At 65.3% G+C, this 20,119-nt stretch carries 14 protein-coding genes; 10 read left to right on the top strand and 4 right to left on the bottom strand.

Annotation, left to right across the window (positions count from 1 at the left end):
* Positions 1–117: 117 nt before the first annotated feature.
* Positions 118–1,170, top strand: coding sequence for an AraC family transcriptional regulator (locus tag A9G05_RS10030; RefSeq protein ID WP_069560831.1), 1,053 nt, complete (start codon positions 118–120; stop codon positions 1,168–1,170).
* Between the two features lie 523 nt (positions 1,171–1,693).
* Here A9G05_RS10030 and A9G05_RS10025 read toward each other — a convergent pair.
* Positions 1,694–3,214: an aldehyde dehydrogenase family protein gene (locus A9G05_RS10025; protein ID WP_069560830.1), complete on the bottom strand. Its 1,521-nt coding sequence runs from the start codon at positions 3,212–3,214 to the stop codon at positions 1,694–1,696.
* A gap of 323 nt (positions 3,215–3,537) precedes the next feature.
* On the opposite strand from A9G05_RS10025, the gene A9G05_RS10020 reads away from it, so the two are divergent.
* On the top strand, positions 3,538–5,442 hold the full coding sequence (locus tag A9G05_RS10020; protein WP_069560829.1) for a sigma-54-dependent Fis family transcriptional regulator: 1,905 nt from the start codon (positions 3,538–3,540) through the stop codon (positions 5,440–5,442).
* 215 nt (positions 5,443–5,657) lie between these two features.
* Here A9G05_RS10020 and phnX read toward each other — a convergent pair whose 3' ends face one another.
* From phnX to A9G05_RS10005, 3 genes are all read right to left on the bottom strand, one after another.
* Positions 5,658–6,485, bottom strand: a complete 828-nt coding sequence (gene phnX / locus A9G05_RS10015; RefSeq protein WP_069560828.1) for a phosphonoacetaldehyde hydrolase — start codon at positions 6,483–6,485, stop codon at positions 5,658–5,660.
* Between the two features lie 19 nt (positions 6,486–6,504).
* On the bottom strand, positions 6,505–7,830 hold the full coding sequence (locus A9G05_RS10010) for an MFS transporter (RefSeq protein ID WP_069560827.1): 1,326 nt from the start codon (positions 7,828–7,830) through the stop codon (positions 6,505–6,507).
* 187 nt (positions 7,831–8,017) lie between these two features.
* Positions 8,018–9,187 carry a 2-aminoethylphosphonate--pyruvate transaminase gene (locus tag A9G05_RS10005; protein WP_069560826.1) on the bottom strand — a complete coding sequence of 390 codons (1,170 nt, stop codon included), beginning with the start codon at positions 9,185–9,187 and terminating at the stop codon, positions 8,018–8,020.
* Between the two features lie 120 nt (positions 9,188–9,307).
* Between A9G05_RS10005 and A9G05_RS10000 the strand changes: the two genes are divergently transcribed.
* The 8 genes from A9G05_RS10000 to mpl all read left to right on the top strand — a co-directional run bounded on the left by A9G05_RS10000 (position 9,308) and on the right by mpl (position 20,119).
* A complete protein-coding gene (locus tag A9G05_RS10000; RefSeq protein ID WP_069560825.1) occupies positions 9,308–10,174 on the top strand; it encodes a LysR substrate-binding domain-containing protein in 867 nt (288 codons plus the stop codon).
* A gap of 49 nt (positions 10,175–10,223) precedes the next feature.
* Entirely contained in the window at positions 10,224–10,742 is a 519-nt protein-coding gene (locus A9G05_RS27180) for a hypothetical protein (protein ID WP_139131116.1), read from the top strand.
* Positions 10,739–10,981, top strand: coding sequence for a hypothetical protein (locus A9G05_RS09995; RefSeq protein WP_069560824.1), 243 nt, complete (start codon positions 10,739–10,741; stop codon positions 10,979–10,981). Before A9G05_RS27180 ends, A9G05_RS09995 begins: the two co-directional genes overlap by 4 nt.
* Positions 10,982–11,253: 272 nt before the next feature.
* The gene (locus A9G05_RS27175) at positions 11,254–12,066 is read left to right on the top strand and encodes a hypothetical protein (RefSeq protein WP_139131115.1); all 813 of its coding nucleotides are present in this window, start codon (positions 11,254–11,256) and stop codon (positions 12,064–12,066) included.
* Positions 12,067–12,081: 15 nt separating this feature from the next.
* A complete protein-coding gene (locus tag A9G05_RS09990) occupies positions 12,082–12,402 on the top strand; it encodes a hypothetical protein (protein ID WP_069560823.1) in 321 nt (106 codons plus the stop codon).
* A 297-nt stretch (positions 12,403–12,699) separates the two neighbouring features.
* Positions 12,700–13,917 (top strand): glycosyltransferase family 4 protein, encoded by a 1,218-nt coding sequence (locus A9G05_RS09985; protein WP_069560822.1) that lies wholly within the window; start codon positions 12,700–12,702, stop codon positions 13,915–13,917.
* 113 nt (positions 13,918–14,030) lie between these two features.
* The gene (locus A9G05_RS28060) at positions 14,031–18,587 is read left to right on the top strand and encodes a calcium-binding protein (RefSeq protein ID WP_171902707.1); all 4,557 of its coding nucleotides are present in this window, start codon (positions 14,031–14,033) and stop codon (positions 18,585–18,587) included.
* A gap of 179 nt (positions 18,588–18,766) precedes the next feature.
* Positions 18,767–20,119 carry a UDP-N-acetylmuramate:L-alanyl-gamma-D-glutamyl-meso-diaminopimelate ligase gene (mpl, locus tag A9G05_RS09975; RefSeq protein ID WP_069560820.1) on the top strand — a complete coding sequence of 451 codons (1,353 nt, stop codon included), beginning with the start codon at positions 18,767–18,769 and terminating at the stop codon, positions 20,117–20,119.

Genomic DNA, 20,119 nt, shown 5'->3' with positions numbered 1-20,119 from the left:
ACAGGGAGGGTGCGAAGCCCTGGCCACGGTGCCTCCGGCAAGCCCCCTTCGGCTGCCGTGGACGAGGCATGGCTTTTGCTTGAACGGGTGATCAATTAAAGAACCCGGTACCCCGTGATGAGCCAGCCCCTGCTTTCATCCGCCAGCCTGCAGATGCCCCCCGCGAGCAACGTCGGCGTGCTGTCGGCGGCGGCCAGTGGCCTCGACCAGTTCATCACCCGCCAGGGCGGCGACCTGGACCTGGTGTTCGGCCGGTCCGGGATCGACCCCGAGCAACTGCGCCACCCGACCCTGAGCCTGGCGCTGCCCAACTACTGCGACGTGCTGGAGGAGGCCGCCCGGCAGTCGGGCTGTGACAACTTCGGGCTGCGCTACGGGCAGCAGTTCCAGCCCCGGGACCTGGGCTTGCTGGGGTATGTCGGGCTGTTCTCGGACACCCTGGAGGAGGCGCTGAAGAACTTCGCCGGCGCCTTCCCCTATCACCAGCACAGCACGCTGATCCGCCTGGTGGACTGCGGCGAGTGCTACCGCTTCGACTACCAGGTGCGCCACGGCGCCATCCTCGACCGCCGGCAGGATGCCGAGCTGACCCTGGGCATGGCGCTGAACCTGCTGCGCCACGTGCTGGGCCCGCAGTGGGCGCCGCGTGCGGTGGCCTTCGAGCATGAACGGCCGGAGGCGTGGCACGAGCATGGCGACGCCTTCGGCGCGCCGGTGCAGTTCGGCCGGCCGTGCAACTTCATGCTGGTACCCAAGGGGGACGTGCAGGGCAAGCCGATGCCGGAGCGCGACCCGAACCTGCTGTTCCTCTTCCAGGACGTGATCCACCGCCTGGGCGCCGGCGCCAATGTCCCCAGCCTGCTGGAGGAGCTGGGCACCCAGGTGCGCCTGGCCCTGTCCGAAGGCGAACCCTGCCTCGAGCGCATCGCCGAACGCCTGGAAATGACCCCCGCCGGCCTGCAGCGCCGCCTGCGGGAGCAAGGGCTGTGTTTCAGCCAGGTGGTGGAGCGTACCCGCCGCGAACTGGCGCTGCACTACCTGCGCCGCCGCCAACGCCCCATCTCCGAACTCGCCCCGCTGCTGGGCTACTCCGAGACCAGCGCCTTCTCCCGCGCCTTCCGCCGCTGGTTCGGCGTCAGCCCCCGGCAGTGGCGAGGGGACGCGCGCTAGGTCCTCGCGTACCACGCCGTTCTGTAGGGTGGGCCGGGCGGCGTTCCGCTTCAGCCCACCAGCGGTAACCAGCGTGGGCTGAAGCCCACCCTACGGGCGATGTCCCTGGTCCACCGGACAGCACCCCGTGCCCCTTTGTTTATGGCGCCTCGGCTACGGTGGTGGATCGATGAAGAGTGATCTACGCCACGGTCATGTCCGTAGGATGCGGTGAGCTGTGCGAACCGCATCGCTCCGTGCCCTGGCCCCGTAATGATGGGCTTCGCACAGCTCAGCCCATCCTACGTTTGTCGCTGCGCCCTTACCGAACAGCTCTTTGCGGTTGAAACCGCTCCCATACCTTCCCCAGGCCCCGTTGTTTATGGCGCCTCGCGTGGGGTGAATGGCGCTCTTCCCATCCACCATTTGGCGTTCGGCAATGGCTCCGGCGGTGGATCGGTGAAGCGCGATCCACCCTACGGCTGCCCGTCATTCGAAACGAAAAAACGCGGCCGAGGCCGCGTTTTTCGTGGGGCGGGTGGGGTCAGAAGAAGCCCAGGGGGTTGATGTCGTAGCTGACCAGCAGGTTCTTGGTCTGCTGGTAGTGGTCGAGCATCATCTTGTGGGTTTCGCGGCCGACGCCGGACTTCTTGTAGCCACCGAAGGCGGCGTGGGCCGGGTACAGGTGGTAGCAGTTGGTCCAGACGCGGCCGGCCTTGATGCCACGGCCCATGCGCCAGGCGCGGTTGATGTCGCGGGTCCAGAGGCCGGCGCCGAGGCCGAACTCGGTGTCGTTGGCGATGGCCAGGGCTTCGGCTTCGTCCTTGAAGGTGGTGACGCCGACCACCGGGCCGAAGATCTCTTCCTGGAAGACGCGCATCTTGTTGTGGCCCTTGAGCAGGGTCGGCTGGATGTAGTAGCCGGTGGCGAGGCTGCCTTCGAGCTTCTCGGCGGCGCCGCCAGTGAGCACTTCGGCGCCTTCCTGCTGGGCGATGTCGAGGTAGCTGAGGATCTTCTCGTACTGCTGCTGGGAGGCCTGGGCGCCGACCATGGTGTCGGTGTCCAGGGGGTCGCCGCGCTTGATGGCCTTCACCTTCTTCATCACTTCGGCCATGAAGGCCGGGTAGATGGATTCCTGCACCAGGGCGCGGGAGGGGCAGGTGCAGACTTCGCCCTGGTTGAAGAAGGCGAGGACCAGGCCTTCGGCGGCCTTTTCGATGAAGGCCGGTTCGGCCTGCATGATGTCTTCGAAGTAGATGTTGGGGCTCTTGCCGCCCAGTTCGACGGTGCTGGGGATGATGTTCTCGGCGGCGCACTTGAGGATGTGCGAGCCGACGGGGGTGGAGCCGGTGAAGGCGATCTTGGCGATGCGCTTGCTGGTGGCGAGCGCTTCGCCGGCTTCCTTGCCGAAGCCCTGGACGACGTTGAGTACGCCGGGCGGCAGCAGGTCGCCGATCAGTTCCATGAGCACGGTGATGCCCAGCGGGGTCTGTTCGGCGGGCTTGAGGACGATGCAGTTGCCGGCGGCCAGGGCCGGGGCGAGCTTCCAGGCGGCCATGAGCAGCGGGAAGTTCCAGGGGATGATCTGGCCGACCACGCCGAGGGGTTCGTGGATGTGGTAGGCGACGGTGCCGTCGTTGATCTCGGCGGCGCCGCCTTCCTGGGCGCGGATGCAGCCGGCGAAGTAGCGGAAGTGGTCGACGGCGAGCGGGATGTCGGCGTTGAGGGTTTCGCGCACGGCCTTGCCGTTGTCCCAGGTTTCGGTGACGGCGAGGACTTCGAGGTTCTGTTCGATGCGGTCGGCGATCTTCAGCAGGATGTTGGAGCGGTCCTGCACGGAGGTGCGGCCCCAGGCATCGGCGGCGGCGTGGGCGGCGTCGAGGGCCTTGTCGATGTCTTCGGCGGTGGAGCGGGGGAATTCGGCGATGGGCTGGCCGTTCACCGGGGAGGTGTTGGTGAAGTACTGGCCTTTGACCGGGGGTACGAATTCGCCGCCGATGTAGTTGCCGTAGCGGTCCTTGAAGGAAACGACGGCGCCGGGGGTGCCGGGTTGTGCGTAACGCATGGTCTATCTCCTTGGCTCTTGTGCTTGTTGGTGGAGGACGCGCCGAAGCGCTGTGAGTAGCATAGAGCAAGGGGCGGGCCAGACCAGCGCAAGCCCCGGCCGGCGTGGCTTGTGGCTATTTTCGGGGGTGTCGCGACTGTGTCGTTGTGGCAGGGCTGGTATAGGTCAGGTGACAGTTTGTCACGTATCTGGCACAGCCCGATGACCCATGGGTCATCCGGGCGTTGCAAAGGGCGTGGCGCTGGAGGATGCTGCGGCGACGTGGGTGCCCGTCCTGGGCGCCGGGCTGCCTCCCGGACCCCCGCTGCGGAGAACAACAAGACATGCACGACCACCTGAGCCGCCATGCTCAGCAAGTGCTGACCCTGGCGCAGGGCAAGGCCCAGTCGAGCGGGCCCGCTGCCGACCCTTCCATCGCCCGCTCCTGGCTGCGTTGCCTGGAGGACTACAACCTGGACCCGGCCCTGCCGCGCCCGCCCGCCGTGCTGGAGCACGCGCGGATGCTGGAGTGCCGCGAGCGCATGCAGCAGGTGCTGGAGATCGCCAACGGCGAGATGAACAGCCTCTATCACCAGCTCTCCGGTACCGGCCACGCGGTGCTGCTGACCGATGCCCGCGGTGTGATCCTCAACTGCGTGACGGCCGCGGCCGAGCGCAATGCCTTCGAGCAGGCCGGCCTGTGGCTGGGCGCCGACTGGAGCGAGGCCCGCGAGGGCACCAACGGCATCGGCACCTGCCTGGTGGAGCGCCAGGCGCTGACCATCCACCAGGACGAGCACTTCCGCAGCCTGCACACCGGGCTGACCTGCTCGGCGAGCCCGGTGTTCGACCCCCATGGCGAGCTGCTGGCGGTGCTCGACGTCTCCTCGGCGCGGCGTGCCATGTCCCGCCAGAGCCAGTTCCACACCATGGCGCTGGTCAACCTCTCGGCGAAGATGATCGAGAGCTGCTACTTCCTGCGCCGCTTCGAGGGCGAGTGGCTGCTGCGCTTCCACCTGCAGGCCGAGTACGTCGGCCTGTTCAGCGAAGGGCTGATGGCCTTCGACGGCGAGGGGCGCATCCGCGCGGTGAACCAGGGCGCCATCAACCTGCTGGACAGCAGCCGCGAGCGCCTGTTGGGCACCACGGTGGAGGCCTGCTTCGACTGCCGCCTGGACGACCTGCTGGCCCGCGCCCAGCCCCAACCCAATGCCAGTTGGCCGCTGCGGGCACGCAACGGCCGGGTGCTGCATGCGGCGCTGCGCGGCCAGGCGCCCCGGCCGATGCCGGTGGCCCCGCTGGTGGTGGAGCGCCCGGCGGCACCGGGCCTGTGCCTCGGGGATGAGGTGCTGCAGGCGGACTTCCGCCGGGCCGTGAAGGTCTACGAGCGGGACGTGCCGTTGCTGGTCAACGGCGAGACCGGCTCCGGCAAGGAGGCCTTCGCCAAGGCCGTGCACCGGGCCAGCTCGCGGGCCGAGCGGCCCTTCATCGCGCTGAACTGCGCGGCGATCCCGGAATCGCTGATCGAGAGCGAGCTGTTCGGCTATCGCGGCGGCAGCTTCACTGGCGCCCGCAAGGAAGGCATGCGCGGCAAGCTGCAGCAGGCCGACGGCGGCACGCTGTTCCTCGACGAGATCGGCGACATGCCCCTGGCCCTGCAGACCCGCCTGCTGCGGGTGCTGGAGGAGCGCCAGGTGGTGCCCATCGGCGGCGAGGCCCAGGCGGTGGACGTGCGCATCATCAGCGCCACCCACCGCGCCCTGGAGGCCCGCGTGCAGGCCGGCGACTTCCGCGAGGACCTGTACTACCGGCTCAACGGCCTGGTCATCGACCTGCCGCCGCTGCGCGAACGCAGCGACCGGGAGCCGCTGCTGGAGCACCTGCTGCGGGAGGAGGCGCGCGGCCAGGTGGTGCGCCTCGACGATGCCGCCCGCCAGGCCCTGCTGGCGCATCCCTGGCCGGGCAACGTGCGCCAGTTGCGCAACGTGCTGCGCACCCTGGTGGCGTTGTGCGAGGACGGGGTGATCCGCCTGGCCGACCTGCCCCGGGACATCCGCGAGCAGGCTGCACCGGTGACGCGGGCCGAAACGCCGGCCAACCCGCTGGACGATGCCGAGCGCGTCGCCCTGCTGGGTGCGCTGGAAAGCCAGCGCTGGCACATGACCCGCACCGCCGAGCAACTGGGCATCAGCCGCAACACGCTGTACCGCAAGCTGCGCAAGCACGCCATCGAGACGCGCAGCCTGTGACACGGCCTGCGTAGCCCGGGCTTCAGCCCAGGAACCCCAGCACGTGAAGAACCCGCCGATTGGCGGGTTCGTTCATTGCGGGGGCCCATCTGGGCGTAGGGGGGATGACGCTCTTTTCATCCACCAGCGGTGCTACCTGTGGCACCGGGCAGTGGCAGCCCTGCGGGCTGCTTGGCGACTGAAGTCGCCCCTACGGGTGCCCTCCAGCGGTTTCTTCACGCGCTCTGTGGCATTTCCCCCCGTGCCAGTCGGGCGTTGATGGCGTCGATCACCTTCGGCAGGTCGGCGATGGTGTCGATCAGGTAGTGCGGGCGGGCGCCTTCGAAGAGCTGGCCGATGCGCTGGCGCGCGCGCTCCAGTTCCGTGGGCGAGAGGGCCTTGAACTGCTCCCAGGTCAGGCCCAGGGCGTTGCCGGAGCAGGTGAGGGCCACTGTCCACATGCCGGCCCGGCGGCCTTCGAGGATGCCCGGCCAGGTGTCGTCCACCTTCACGCAGGCGGCCACGTCCTCAATGCCGAGGGCGATGACGTTGGCCAGGGCCTGGGCCGGGTGCGGGCGGCCGTTGGGCACTTCGTCGGTGGCCACCACGTGGTCGGCGATGTAGCCGTTGCCCCGGGCCAGCTCCACCACCTTGTCCATCACCGCCTTGGGGTAGCCGGAGCAGGAGCCGATCTTCAGGCCGCGCTGGCGCAGCGCGGCGATGGCCTCCAGGGCGCCGGGGATGAGCGCCGAGTGGACGCCGATCTTCTCGATCTGCAGCGGCATGAAGCGCTCGTAGATGGCCGTGACGTCGTCGTCGGTCGGCAGCCGGCCGAAGGCGGCGCGGTAGCGTTCGGCGATGGCGGGCAGGTTGCAGAGGGTGCGGATGTGGTCCCACTTGCCCATGCCCATCGGGCCACGGGCTTCTTCCAGGGAGACGGCGACGCCGAACTCGGCGAAGGCTTCGACGAAGATCTGCGTGGGGGCGAAGGAGCCGAAGTCGACCACGGTGCCGGCCCAGTCGAGCACGGCGGCCTGCAGGCGGGTGGGGTGTTGGTAGTTCATGGTGATTCTCCGTCGGGGTTCAGGTTCGGGCGTTGGCCAGACCGCCTGGGAGCGGTATGGCAGGGGGTGTTTCGGGTTGCGGCCGGCTGTTCCAGAACGGCACCAGCAGCAGGCTGGCCAGCAGGGCGGCGAAGGTGAAGGCGAGGAACACGGTGGTGGTGTCGAAGTAGCCCGGCAGCAGGCCGCCGAGGATGGCGCCCACCGAGCCGCAGCCGTTGACGAAGCCGGCGGCGGTGCCGGCCGCTTCCTGGGTGCCGAAGTCGACGGCGGCGGAGCTGCTGATCATCGAGTCCGGGCCGTAAAGGGTCATGCCCATGAGGAACAGCAGGCCCACCACCAGGTACAGGCTGCCGCTCTGCATGGCCGGTACGAACAGCGCGAGGCACAGGGTGAGGGCCGCCAGGCTGAATACGCAGGCGGGCATGCGGCGGGCGCCGAAGAGCCTGTCCGAGGCGATGCCGATGAGGATCGGCCCCACCAGCCCGGCCACTTCGAAGGCCGTGGGGACGATGGCGGAGGCCACCTTGCCGATGGCCGGCATCCGCTCGTAGACGATCACCGGGCCCCACAGGAGGATCGCGTAGCGCGCCGGCTTGAGCAGGAAGTAGGCCAGGCCCAGTGCCAGCACCGGCCGGTTGGCCAGCACCTTGCGCAGCACCCGCCAGTGCCCGGGGCGCACGGCGGTCGGGTCGGCAGCCGGCGTGCTTTCCAGCGGTGGCAGGCCGACGTCTTCCGGGCGGTTGCGTTGCAGCAGCCAGAACAGCACGGCCACGCCCAGCACCACCAGCGCGCAGGAGACGAACGCCGCGCGCCAGTCGTGGAACACGTCAAAGGCCCACCAGCCGGCGAAGGGCGTGGCCACCAGGCCGCCGAAGGCGTAGCAGGTGCTCCAGTAGCCCAGCACCCGGCCGCGCTCCTGGGTGGCGAAGAAACTGCCGATGTTCTTGCACAGCCCCGACCAGCCGGTGGACTGCGCCAGGCCCTGGATGAGCATGCAACTGACGAAGATCGGCAGGGTGGCGAAGGTGCCCATGGCCAGGGCCGCCAGGGCCGAGATCAGCAGGCCGCCGAAGACCACGACCCGTGGGCCGAAGCGGTCGGCGAACAGCCCCCAGGTGAACTGGCCCACGGCGTAGGCGCCGAGGTAGAGCGCATCGAGGTTGGCCATGGCGGCTTTGTCCAGCTCGAAGGTCGGGTCCTCGGCGATGCCGAGCTTGGCCACCGAGAAGGCCTTGCGGGTGAAGTAGAAGGCGGCGTAGGCCAGCCAGGTGATGAGGAAGATCTGGACCCGCCAGCGGTGCAGCGATTGCCAGCCGCGGGCGGTGGAGCCGGGTGAGGTGTGCATGGGTTCTGACCCCTGTGGACAGTGCATGAGGAGAGGTTGTTGTTCTTGTGGTGTGTCCTGGCTGTCTAAACGCCCGGCCTGGTCAGAAGGGCAGCGGTCGGGGCGTCAGGCGTGGGTGGGCTGTGCGCTAGGCAACTCCTCGCCGGCATTGCCGACAGGGGGCCGCGCCGGGGCGCGGCCGCTGGGGTCAGGCCGCCTGGCCGGGGAGGGTGACCTGCATGGCGGCGAGGCTGTCGGCGATGGCGGCCAGCAACTGGCGGACGATGGCCTCGTCGATCTGGCCGATGCAGCCGATGCGGAAGCTTTCCGCCTCGGTGAGCTTGCCGGGGTAGATGACGAAGTGGCGGGCCTTGAGTTCGTCGTAGAAGCGCTTGAAGGCGAAGCGGGGGTGATCGGGGCTGAAGAAGGTGGTGATGATCGGCGACAGCCAGCGGTCCTCCAGCAGCGTGCGGAAGCCCATCTGGCGCATGCCGGCCACCAGCACGTCGCGGTTGCGGGTGTAGCGCGCCAGGCGCCCGGCCACGCCGCCTTCCGCTGCGTGCTGGGCCAGCGCGGCACGGAACGCCACCACGCTGTGGGTGGGCGGGGTGAAGCGCCACTGGCCGGTGCGCTCCATGTAGCGCCATTGCTCCAGCAGGTCGAGGCTGAGGGAGTGGGCGCGCCCGGCGGAGGCCTCCAGCAGGCAGCGGCGGATGATCACGAAGCCGAAGCCGGGGATGCCTTCGATGCACTTGTTGGCCGAGGACACCAGCACGTCGAAGTCCACTGCCTGCACCGTGAGCGGCACGGCGCCGAACGAGCTCATGGCGTCGACGATCAGCACCTTGCCGTGCCGGCGTACCACAGCGGCGATCTCGGCCAGGGGGTTGAGGATGCCGGAGCTGGTCTCGCAATGGACCAGGAACACGCTGGTGACGTCCGGGTGGTCGCGCAGCAGGGCGTCCACTTCCTCCGGCTGGGGCGGCAGGTAGTCGCCCTTGTCGAGGCTGATGTGGGCACGGCCGAGGTAGTCGAGGATCTTGCCGGCACGCTGGCCGTAGGCGCCGTTCATCAGCACCAGGGCCTTGCCGTCGCGGGGGATGGCGGTGGCCAGGGCGGCCTCGACGGCGAAGGTGCCACTGCCCTGCAGCGGCACGCAGGCGTAGCGGTCGTCGTGCACGCCGGCCATCGCCAGGAGCTGCTGGCGCACCTCGGCGGTGACGTGGTTGAAGTCGGCATCCCAGGAGCCCCAGTCCTGCAGCATGGCCTCCTTGGTGGCGCGGGAGGTGGTCAGCGGGCCGGGGGTCAGCAGGTAGGGCTCGCCCAGCGCCGGAGCGGCCAGCGGGGCATGGGCAGTGGGGAATTCGGCGTGGGTCATGGTCATCTCCAGCGGATGCGGGGTGGCGGTGCTGGAGGGGATGAGACCCGTTTCAGAGAGATAACTGAAATCGATTTATGGTATTTCACTCAGAAGCTGAGCTTATTTATCGGGGGTGACATGTCGGTTTCCCAGGCCCAACTCAAGGCCTTCCATGCCGTGGCCGTGCACGGCAATTTCACCCGCGCGGCGGAGCAGCTGTTCCTCAGCCAGCCGGCGGTGTCCGACCAGGTGCGCAAGCTGGAGGAACGCTTCGGCGTGCTGCTGTTCAACCGCAACAAGCGCTCGGTGCAACTGACCGAACTGGGCGGGCAACTGCTGGCCATCACCCAGCGCCTGTTCGCTGCCGAGCGCGAGGCACTGGAGCTGCTCACCAGCTCCCGCGCCCTGGAAAGCGGCAGCCTCACCCTGGCAGTAGACGCGCCCATGCACCTGCTGCCGCACCTGGCGCGCTTTTGCGAGCGCTACCCCGGCATCCGCGTGCGGCTGGTGACGGGCAACAGCGACGAATCCCTGCGCCGCCTGTTCGACTACCAGGCCGACTTCGCCGTGCTCGGCCGCCCGGTGGACGACGAGCGGTTGATCAGCCACGTCCTCAGCAGCGGCCCCCTGGTGGCCTTCGTCGCCGACAGCCACCCCTGGGCTCCGCGCGAGTCCCTGCACCTGGCCGACCTGCACCGCACCCCGCTGGTGCTGCGGGAGGAAGGCTCCATGACCCGGCAGATGCTGGAGGACGAAATGCACCGCGCCGGCCTGGAAGTCCTCCCCGCCATCGAGGTGGAAGGCCGCGAGGCGGTGTTCGAAATGGTCATGGCCGGCCTCGGCGTCGGCATCGTCTCCGCCGCCGAACTCGGCGCCGGGCGCGGCGTGCGCGTCCTGCCCATCCTCGACTTCGAATCGCGCATGACGGAAACGCTGGTGTGCCTGAAGGAGCAGGGGGCGAGGCGGGTGATTGGGGCGTTTTTGGAGGGGGTGGGCGTAGAGTGAGCCGCCTATACGGTATGACAGTTATGCAAGAGCGTTCGGGAGACTAGATGTGGCATTCATGCTCAGCGAAATTGACCTTAGGCCAATGAGAGCAGGGGGACGGACTTTTCAAACGGCATTGGCCAACTGCAACTCGACGCAACCTCCCGAAAAAGGTGTTTATCGAGGCCAGCAAAGCGGCGCAGTCATCGAGGTCATATCTGCAGGAGGCACAGTTACGGCAGCATCGGAGGCGAAACTGGCGCTGTCGATCATCCGGCCCGTTCCAGTAGCGTTCAAGCGTATGGGAGACGGCGATGTTCCGTTGCCGGTAGACGAGATTTTCGTCCAGCAAGACAGCACCGAAAGCTTCAGGCGAATGGTGCTCAGTAATTTGTGTTTCGAAAAGGACCTGATGGGATTCTGGTTGCCTGTCGAGTTTTTCAGTTCCGGTACCCCACAAGGACCGGGCTGGGTGAGAGCGCTGGAGGATTGCATCGAGGGGGCCGTCCCAGTGACATGCGACACGGAGGCGATTTCTTTTACCGGACTTAGAGCGTTTCCATTCCTGGGAGGGCCAACAGCATGAAGAAATATAGCGAGGAAGAGCTGGTTCAGTTCCTGACTAAAGATGGTATGGAGCTTGACGGATATTTTGTTCTCGGGCCGGGTCGCACGGTGTGTGTCGTTCAGTTCAACCTGCTGTTCTTTAATCAGATATGTAATGACCTGCTTTACTTGCAGGTTGTGGATTTTCTGATGGCGAGGGGGCGCTACTTTGACGGGATGGATGCGTTAAGAAACGCTTATCCTGACGTCAAAACCTGATCTCTGTTCTTGATGGGGCTCTCTACAATGTGTGGGTAGGCGCTTTTTTCATACAAGATGTAATGTCGGGTTCTCCAGTTTTTTGTGTGCTTGCACTACGCATAAAATGATGGCGATTTTTATTGCGATTCGACTTCAAATTCTATGGGCAAGATACCTTGGTAATACAGTGGATTGATAAGGTGCTGATGGATTCAGTGTTCTTTTTTTCTGCGGGAGTGGAGTCTGGATTCATTTGGTGATGAGTGGTTCGTGGGCATGGAGTGTTGGGCGTGGAGAGTAGTTTTTTTCATGGTTTAGTCGTTCTTATGGGGCTGCATCATCAAGGTGATATGCCGGCTTGGGAGATAGTGCTCTATATAGTTAAAGAGATCGCTCAAGATGGAGGTCAAGCCGAATTTGACAACCTGCCGAGTTGGCTAAAGTTTGAGGTGGCCAATGAGTTAGAAGAATACAAGAAGGATGGATCGTGGAGAGTAATAATTAGTGGGGAGGTGAGGGATTATGGCGTATACGCGGACGCATTCATTGATAAGGTGGATTTTACGCCTTGGTCGTTTTTGAATGGCACGGGTTTCTGCCGGAACGCAGCAAGCGATGCCCGTGGCGAGTTTGAGAACAGCTACTTTCCAGAGTTGAGTGTGTATGAGCGATATATTTCGCCATATAAGCTGAGTGGGGTTCTTAACGTCGGCTGGGTCGATGTGTTTGGAGACATCCCAAGGCGACAGCCGTCGTACGCTTTGCTGGCGCGTCTTTCCGATGTACTGGAGAGCGTTTCGCCCTTCATTCCTTTTATGGGGTCAGACAGGGAGTTGCCACACTGTTTACAGTGTGGAGAGATAAAATATACAAGGAGTAGTGGTTCTTTTATTCGTAATTCTGAATTATGGATTCCGGCTGGTGACTTAATATACGCCTCTCCGCTTTCTATCGTTCACTCTATTCGTGAGCATCAGTACTGCCTTTCTGATGAATATATTGAGTGCTTGATGAGCGTTGATCTGCGACAGGCGTTCGATTCGAATAAAATATATAGAGATAGGTTGCAGAAGTCTGGCTGGCGCGGTACGCGCCTAACGTAAAGAGGGACGTGTCAAGTGGAGATGTTGTACGAGAAACACGCACCTCTGGACTTGGAACTGGTCAAGGTCCTCATTGGTGCTACGCCTGAAAGCTGGAACCAGATCGAGATGCACGCAGTACGGGTGGAGGAGGGCGAGTATCAGGGGCTAACTGTAAGGATCAGCAGCCCTGAGGGTAGACAGGACCTACTGGAGCCTGCGGATGAAGTGATCGATCTACTGTATCAACATCTGGATGTATTTCGTGAGCACGGCACACTGTGGCGAGAGCTCTTCTGTTCGGTGTTCCTGAAAGAAGACGGGAATTGGGGTTTCAAATTGAAATTTGAATATTGAGCTGTTGGATGTTTGCGTGCTGGATGTGTAAGCGTCATTTTCTATGTGGAGCTGAAAGTGGTTCGTAGGGCATTGTCCTTTAATAAAATAGGGGGTATTGAGTTTGTCCGCTGATAACCCTCTATCGACGGACTATCGCTCACCCATTCGTGAGCCGCATCACGCGCCCTGCTTTCCTTGCTCCCCCGTCCCGGTTCATCCTTCGCACCTGGCGCAATGCCATGATTTCTGGCCGGCTCGTGGTGGCAAGACCGCGAGCGGCAGCGAGGGAAGCACTGCAGAAGGAGTTGCAGCAGGATGCGTGTGTTGTTCATTCACCAGAATTTCCCGGGGCAATTCCGTCACCTCGCCGCCCACTTGGCGAGGCGGGACGATGTGGAGGTCCTGGCCATCGGTCGCGAGCAGGCGCCGGGACTGCCGGATGTGCGGTTGTTGCGCTACAAGCCCCACCGCAAGGCGAGTGCGCAGACGCACCCCTACGTGCGCAGCTTCGAGGATGGCGTGCTGCATGGGCAGCAGGTACTGCGCCTGTTGCTGGACCTGAAAGCCAAGGGCTACCGGCCGGATGTGGTGGTCGCTCACCCCGGCTGGGGCGAGAGCCTGTATGTGCGGGAGGCGTTCCCGTCGGCGCGGCTGATCCACTTCTGCGAGTACTACTACCGGGCCCAGGGGGCTGACGCGGGCTTCGACCCGGAGTTCCCGCTAGACACCCACGGGGCGGCGAGCATCCGCAGTCGCAACGCGCTGCACCTGCTGAACCTGGAGAACTGCGACCTCGCCATCACGCCCACTCGGTGGCAGCGCAGCCTGCACCCGGCGGCCTACCGTGACGGAATGCGGGTGATCCACGAGGGCATCGACACGGCCGGTTTGGGCCCGGACCCGGAGGCCACCCTGGCATTGCCCGATGGGCAGGTGCTGAGGGCCGGGCAGCCGATCCTCACCTATGTGGCGCGCAACCTGGAGCCCTACCGGGGCTTCCACAGCTTCATGCGGGCGCTACCGCGCATCCTCGCCGCGCACCCGGGGTGCCAGGTGGTGGTGGTGGGCGGGGATGAGGTCAGCTACGGCAGCCGGCCGAAGGATGCCGCCAACTGGCGCAGCAAGCTGTTGGCGGAAAACCCCATCGACCCGGCGCGCGTGCACTTCCTCGGCAAGGTGCCCTACGCCACCTACAAGCAGGTGCTGCAGGTGTCTGCCGTGCACCTCTACCTGACCTACCCCTTCGTGCTGTCGTGGTCCCTGCTGGAGGCGATGGCCAGCGGCTGCCTGGTGGTGGCGTCGGACACCGCGCCAGTGCGCGAGGTGATCGAAGACGGGCGCAATGGGCGGCTGGTGGACTTCTTCGATACCGGGGCCATCGCCGAGCGTGTCGTGCAGGCGCTGTCCGAGCCCGAGCGCTTCCAGGCCCTGCGCCAGCAAGCCCGGGCGACTGCCGCCGGCTATTCCACCCAGGCGGGGATCGCCGGGTATCTGGAGGCCCTCGGGCTCACCTCGGCTGCTGTCGGCGCCTAGGAGGGCGGGCCAAGCCCCACAGTCTTTTCACCCCGTACCTGTCGCTGGCCATGCCATGACGCCGGGTGCGGGCCTGTTCGGTCGTGGTGACCACCAAAGGAGCAGCTATGGAAATGCAGGGAACACAGGGTAACGACACGCTGATCGGCAGTGACGACAGCGATCGTATCGACGGATTGGGCGGGGACGACCGGCTGGTGGGTGGGGGCGGTAACGACACCCTGACCGGTGGCCTGGGCAATGACACCCTGGTCGGGGGCGCGGGGGAAGACGTCTATCGATTCGGTTTCGGCAGCGGGCGGGATGTGATCGAGGACGGTGGTGGCGACTGGGGCCGGAGCGTCCTCGCATTCGAGCCTGGCGTGCAGCCTGCGGACGTCACTTGCCGCCAGGTGAACGGCGATCTGGTGTTGACGCTGGCAACCGGGCGTGACCAGGTGATCCTGCGCAACTACTTCTACTCAGCCCAGCCAGGCTCCCCGGACGTCTTCGAGATCCGCTTTCCCGATGGCACCCTGTGGACGCCTTCGAGTGTGATGCAGAGGCTGGAACCCCAGGGGGCGCAGGTGGTGGGCAGCCCCGGCGCTGACACGCTGATGGGCACCGCCGGTGCCGACACGATAGAGGGCCGGGACGGCAACGACCTGCTGAACGGTGGTGCGGGTGATGACCTGCTGCTGGGCGGAGATGGCGACGACACCCTGGAAGGCAGCCTGGGTTTCGACACCCTCATGGGCGGGCTGGGCAACGACACCTACCGGCTGGTCGGGCCATGGGGGCAGGTGGTCATCGACGAACCCGTCTCGCTGGCCGGCGGCTTCGATGTGCTCGAACTCTACGACGTGGCCTCGACCGACGTGCGGGTCAATCGCGCCGGCAACGACCTGATCCTGCTGCGCCAGGGCAGCAGCGACCGGATCACCCTGAGCAATTACTTCAACGACGATGTCTTCGGACCCGAGGCCGTCGAGGAGATTCGTTTCTCCGACCAGCTCTGGCGGCCGTTGCAGGTGCTGGAAATGCTGCGCAACGGAACGCCCGGCAACGACAACCTGGTGGGAACCCCGCTCGACGATACCCTCGACGGTGGCCAGGGGGATGACCTGCTCAATGGCGGTGGCGGGAATGACCTGCTGCTGGGCGGTGCCGGCAACGACACCCTGGAAGGCAGCCAGGGGTTCGACACCCTGGTCGGTGGCACCGGGAACGACACCTATCGGATTACCGGCAGTTGGGGGCAGGTACTCATCGACGAGTTGCCTGTCCTGGAGGGCGGTTTTGACTCGATCGAGCTCGACGTACCCGCAAGCGACGTCATGTTCAGCCGTGCAGGCAATGACCTGATCCTGTCGCGTCGCGGCAGCAGCGACCAGATCATCGTCCGCAGCTACTTCAATCCGGACGTTTTCGCGGCCGAGGCCATCGAGGAGATTCGCTTCGCCGACCAGGTCCTGCGACCGCTCCAGGTCCTGCAGATGCTCGGCGGCGGCACCGCCGGCAACGATACGCTGGTGGGCAGTGATTTCTCCGACACCCTCGACGGTGGCCAGGGGGATGACCTGCTGGATGGTCGCGGTGGCAACGACCTGCTTATCGGCGGGGCTGGTAACGACATCCTGAATGGCGGCGCAGGTGATGACACCCTTGAGGGGGGCGATGGCGACGACTGGCTGGACGACGGCCAGGGCTACAACCGGCTCTCGGGCGGCCTGGGCAACGACACCTATGTGCTGGGCGAAGGCTACAGCGCCATCCTGGAAGTCGCTGGAGGCGGCATCGACACCGTGCGCAGCAGCGTGACCCATGTGCTGGGCTATGCGCTGGAGAACCTGGTGCTGACCGCCAGTGCCGATGTCGACGGCTATGGCAACGAGCTGGACAACGAACTGACCGGCAACAGCGGCAACAACCGCCTCAAGGGTGGAGCCGGCAACGACCGCCTGTACGGGCTGGACGGCAAGGACACTCTGGAGGGCGGGGCCGGTAACGACAGCCTCCACGGCGGCGCAGGCGACGACAGCCTGCTGGGTGGCGATGGCGATGATTGGCTGGACGGTGGCGAAGGCTTCGACCGGTTGGAAGGTGGGGCCGGCAACGACACCTATGTCGTCAACCAGGCTTCCGTATCGATCCATGAAGCCAGCGGAGCTGGCGTGGACACCGTGCGCAGCAGCGTCAGCCATGGCCTGGGCGCGGCGTTCGAGAATCTGGTGCTAACCGGTTCGGCGAACATCCAGGGCTTCGGCAACGAGTTGAACAACGAGCTGACCGGTAATGCGGGCAACAACAAGCTCGAGGGGCGTGACGGCAATGACCGCCTTGAAGGCGGTGCCGGCAACGACCAGCTCAGCGGTGGCAAGGGCGATGACGTCTACTTCTTCAGTCGCGGCTGGGGTCAGGACGTGGTCACCGACTATGGCGACGGTTTCGACAGCATCCAGTTCGCTGCCGACATCCTGCCGGGTGACCTCCAATTGATACACCAGGGTGACGACCTGCTCCTGAGCCTCAAAGGCACCTCTGACAGCCTGCGCGTGGTGGGGTACTTCACCGGCAACGGCGTGGGTGCCAATGCCATCGAGGAAATCCGCTTTGCCAATGGGGATGTCTGGACGATTACCCAGGTGCGCAATCTGGTATTGCAGGGGAGCGATGGCAACGACCTCATCAATGGCTTCAACACGGCTGATACCCTCGATGGCGGACTGGGCCACGACACCCTCTATGGCGCCGACGGCAATGACCTGTTGATCGGTGGCAGCGGCAACGACCTGCTGGATGGCGGTACCGGCAATGACACGCTGATAGGTGGGCTGGGTAACGACACCTACGTGGTCGACTCCCTGGGCGACGTGATCCAGGAGAGCCCGAACCAGGGCATCGATACCCTTGAATCCAGCATCAGCATCACCTCGCCCTTGCGGGCCAACCTCGAGAACCTGCGCCTGACCGGCAGCGCCAATCTCAATGGAACCGGTAACAGTGCCAGCAACCTGATCACCGGCAACCAGGGCGCCAACTACCTCAGGGGCAATGCAGGCAACGACACGCTCAGCGGCGAAGGCGGCAATGACACCCTGGAAGGCGGCGTCGGCAATGACGTCTACCGCTTCGCCCGGGGCTGGGGGACGGACACGATCGTCAACTTCGAAGCGGGCTCCAATGGCCTGGATGCCATCGAGTTCGCGGCGGGCATCCTGCCTGGCGATATTCAGGTTTCGCGCAGCAGTGCAGACTTGGTGTTGAGACTGGTGGGCAGCACCGACCGTATCACTGTCACCGGTTACTTCCAGAACGAGGGCATCACCACCTATGCGGTGGAGGAAATTCGCTTCGCCGACGGAACGCGCTGGAACCTGGCGACCGTCAAGTTACTTGCGCTGCAAGGCGAAAACGGCCACGACAGTCTCACTGGGTATGCCAGCGACGACATCATCAGCGGCGGGGCTGGCAACGACAGTATCTTCGGTGGCGACGGCAACGACACCCTCGACGGTGGTAGCGGCGCCGACCTGCTGGACGGTGGCAACGGCAACGACCGCCTGATCGGTGGTCCGAGCAATGACACCCTGCGAGGCGGCGCAGGTAACGATGTCTATGGGGTCGACTCCGAAGGAGATGTGATCGTCGATACCAGCGGCATCGATACGGTTGAAGCCAGCGTGTCCTATACCCTTGGTGCCGGGCTGGAAAATCTGAGGCTGTTCGGCGCCGCCAACCTCCAGGGCATCGGCAACGATCTGGACAACGACCTGATCGGCAACGCCGGTAACAACCTGTTGCAGGGCGGTGCCGGCAACGACTCGCTCGATGGTAGTTCGGGCAACGACCAGCTTCAGGGAGGTGAAGGCAACGACTATTACCGTTTCACCCAAGGTTGGGGTCAGGACGTGGTGGATGATGCGGCTGGCACATTGGATGTCATCGAGTTCACCGCGGACATCCGGCCTCGCGATTTCGCTATCAGCCATGAAGGTGACGATTTGCTGCTGCACCGGCTGGGCTCGTCCGACAGGCTACGTGTCGTGGGTTGTTTCGGTACCGGTACCGTCGAGCAGATCCGCTTCGCCGACGGCACCCAGTGGCTGCCGGAGCAGCTTAAGGCCCAGTTGCTTCTGGGTGGATTCGGCAATAACAGTTTGATTGGCTTCGCCAGCGATGACGTGCTCGATGGCAAGGAAGGCGACGACAGCCTGTTCGGGTTGTCCGGCGACGACTCGGTGCTTGGCGGCTCCGGCAACGATCTGCTAGACGGCGGTGCCGGGGATGACGTGCTCAGAGGCGACGCCGGCTCCGACACCTACCTGTTTGGTCGGGGTGACGGTCGTGACCTTATCAGCAACTACGATGCGGGCGTCGGCAGTGTGGACACCCTGCTGTTCGGCGAGAACATCCCGGTAGAGGCGCTCTGGTTCCGCCAGAACGGTAACGGTCTGGAAGTGAGCGTGGTCGGCGGCTCGGAGCAGGTAACCGTCTCCAGTTGGTACAGCGGCAGCGCCTACCACCTCGACCAGTTCAAGTCGGCCGACGGCAAGACGCTGCTGGACAGCCAGGTGCAGAGCCTGGTGGATGCCATGGCCGCGTTCGGCGTACCGCCGGGCGGCGAGGGCAATCTCACGGCGGCCCAGCGCGAGGAGCTGAACCTGGTGATCGCCGCCAACTGGCAGTGATCCCCTGAGCGCGTGACGAGGAGCCCTGCCAATTGGCGGGGCTTTTTCGTTTCGGGGTGGTGAATGAATCCGCCGGCCGATGCTCTACATGCAGCGTGGGATCAGGCCCGGCACGGGCCCCTGTGCTAACCTGCGCCAAGTTTTCCCGGGCCCCGGCGGCCCGTTTCCAGAGGTCATCCATGCATATCCACATCCTCGGCATCTGCGGCACCTTCATGGGTTCGCTGGCGGTGCTGGCCAAGGAGCTGGGCCATCGCGTCACCGGCTCCGATGCGAACGTCTATCCCCCCATGAGTACCCAGCTGGAGGCCCAGGGCATCGAGCTGATGCAGGGCTATGACCCGGCTCACCTGGAGCCGGCGCCGGACCTGGTGGTGATCGGCAACGCGCTGTCTCGCGGCAACCCGGCGGTGGAGCACGTGCTGAACAAGGGGCTGCCCTACGTCTCCGGCCCGCAGTGGCTGGCGGACCATGTGCTGCAGGGGCGTTGGGTGATGGCGGTGGCCGGCACCCACGGCAAGACCACTACCACCAGCATGCTGGCCTGGGTGCTGGAACACGCGGGCATGAGCCCGGGCTTCCTCATCGGTGGGGTGCCGCAGAACTTCGGCGTCTCCGCGCGCCTGGGCGGCACGCCGTTCTTCGTGGTGGAGGCGGACGAGTACGACAGCGCCTTCTTCGACAAGCGCTCGAAGTTCGTCCACTACCGCCCGCGCACCGCGATCCTCAACAACCTCGAGTTCGACCATGCGGACATCTTCCCGGACCTGGCGGCCATCGAGCGGCAGTTCCATCACCTGGTGCGGACCATCCCCGGCGAGGGGCTGATCATCCATCCCACTGCCGAAAGCGCCCTGGTGCGGGTGCTGGGCATGGGCTGCTGGACCCCGGTGCAGACCACCGGCGAGGGCGGCCAGTGGCGGGCGCGCCTGCTCAGCGAGGACGGCTCGCGCTTCGAGGTGCTGTTCGAGGGGCAGGTCGCCGGTACGGTGGACTGGAGCCTCACCGGCCAGCACAACGTGGCCAACGCCCTGGCGACCCTGGCTGCGGCGCGCCATGTGGGCGTGGTGCCGGAGCTGGGCGTGGCGGCGCTGTCGGCCTTCCAGAGCGTCAAGCGACGCATGGAGAAGGTGGCCGAGGTCAGGGGCGTGACCGTCTATGACGATTTCGCCCACCACCCCACCGCCATCGCCACCACCCTGGACGGCCTGCGCAAGCGCGTGGGCGATGCGCCGGTGATCGCGGTGATCGAGCCGCGCTCCAACTCCATGAAGCTGGGCGCCCACCGCGATGGGCTGCCCGAGTCGGTGAAGCTGGCTGACCAGGTGTTCTGGTACGCGCCGCCGAACCTCGGCTGGGACCTCGCCGCCACGGTGGCCGGCTCCAGCGTACCGACCCGCGTGTGCGATTCGCTGGAAACCATCATCGAGGGCGTGAAGGCCCTCGCGGTGCCGGGCACCCAGGTGGTGATCATGAGCAACGGTGGCTTCGGCGGCCTGCACGGCAAGCTGGCCCAGGCGCTGGAGGGCTGA

This window comes from Pseudomonas sp. ENNP23, from assembly GCF_001728945.1.
GTDB lineage: Bacteria > Pseudomonadota > Gammaproteobacteria > Pseudomonadales > Pseudomonadaceae > Metapseudomonas > Metapseudomonas otitidis.
Note: the sequence above shows the minus strand (reverse complement) of the source record. Positions and strands in the feature narration are given on the sequence as shown.

What these genes read in the sequence shown, in the direction of transcription:
- A9G05_RS10030 (WP_069560831.1), top strand. Translation starts at nt 118, where the DNA reads ATGAGCCAGCCCCTGCTTTCATCCGCCAGCCTGCAGATGCCCCCCGCG.
- A9G05_RS10025 (WP_069560830.1), bottom strand. Translation starts at nt 3,214, where the DNA reads ATGCGTTACGCACAACCCGGCACCCCCGGCGCCGTCGTTTCCTTCAAG.
- A9G05_RS10020 (WP_069560829.1), top strand. Translation starts at nt 3,538, where the DNA reads ATGCACGACCACCTGAGCCGCCATGCTCAGCAAGTGCTGACCCTGGCG.
- phnX (WP_069560828.1), bottom strand. Translation starts at nt 6,485, where the DNA reads ATGAACTACCAACACCCCACCCGCCTGCAGGCCGCCGTGCTCGACTGG.
- A9G05_RS10010 (WP_069560827.1), bottom strand. Translation starts at nt 7,830, where the DNA reads ATGCACACCTCACCCGGCTCCACCGCCCGCGGCTGGCAATCGCTGCAC.
- A9G05_RS10005 (WP_069560826.1), bottom strand. Translation starts at nt 9,187, where the DNA reads ATGACCCACGCCGAATTCCCCACTGCCCATGCCCCGCTGGCCGCTCCG.
- A9G05_RS10000 (WP_069560825.1), top strand. Translation starts at nt 9,308, where the DNA reads ATGTCGGTTTCCCAGGCCCAACTCAAGGCCTTCCATGCCGTGGCCGTG.
- A9G05_RS09995 (WP_069560824.1), top strand. Translation starts at nt 10,739, where the DNA reads ATGAAGAAATATAGCGAGGAAGAGCTGGTTCAGTTCCTGACTAAAGAT.
- A9G05_RS09985 (WP_069560822.1), top strand. Translation starts at nt 12,700, where the DNA reads ATGCGTGTGTTGTTCATTCACCAGAATTTCCCGGGGCAATTCCGTCAC.
- A9G05_RS28060 (WP_171902707.1), top strand. Translation starts at nt 14,031, where the DNA reads ATGCAGGGAACACAGGGTAACGACACGCTGATCGGCAGTGACGACAGC.
- mpl (WP_069560820.1), top strand. Translation starts at nt 18,767, where the DNA reads ATGCATATCCACATCCTCGGCATCTGCGGCACCTTCATGGGTTCGCTG.